The organism is Shigella sp. FC1967, from assembly GCF_001743005.1.
Lineage (GTDB): Bacteria > Pseudomonadota > Gammaproteobacteria > Enterobacterales > Enterobacteriaceae > Proteus.
The window spans coordinates 1-475 of the sequence record NZ_MIIZ01001214.1; the positions used below are offsets into that span (position 1 = coordinate 1).

Annotated in this window: 1 pseudogene; it reads right to left on the bottom strand. The window is 42.7% G+C overall.

Annotation, left to right across the window (positions count from 1 at the left end):
• A pseudogene (locus BHE89_RS20380) lies at nt 1-475 on the bottom strand (KilA-N domain-containing protein); the annotation flags it as partial.

Here is a 475-nt window from a genome sequence, read left to right on the forward strand (position 1 = left end):
TCATCCGTTTTACTCTCAAAGAAGTGCGGTTGGGTTTCACGAGGATTATTAGGGCTGGTCATATTCTTCCCAAACTGACAACCTCTTGCCGTAACAGACCAAAATTCTTTAGTTTTGTTAGCAGTTTTTCGTGCTTGGACGTGATAAGCGCTCAACAATACCGAGTTCGGCTAAACGTTTTAAATGCCTGTGGTGCTGAAATGGGTAAATTGTGTTTTTTTAATCAGTGTTGATAAAGCCACAGTAGGACGACTGGAGCCATCCATGGAACCACTTGGCGCATCAATCGCATAAACAGGCGCCAACTCAGGTAAGCCCGCCATGGCCTGTAATTTTTGATAAGCACCTAACTTTGATGAATTCGAGAAATTTAAACTTTTAGACATTGATTCCAGTAGTATCACACCCGCCTGCACTTTATCACTGAGTTTCTCTTGATGTTGTTGTGTCACTAGAGCATCAAAGGTGCGGATCA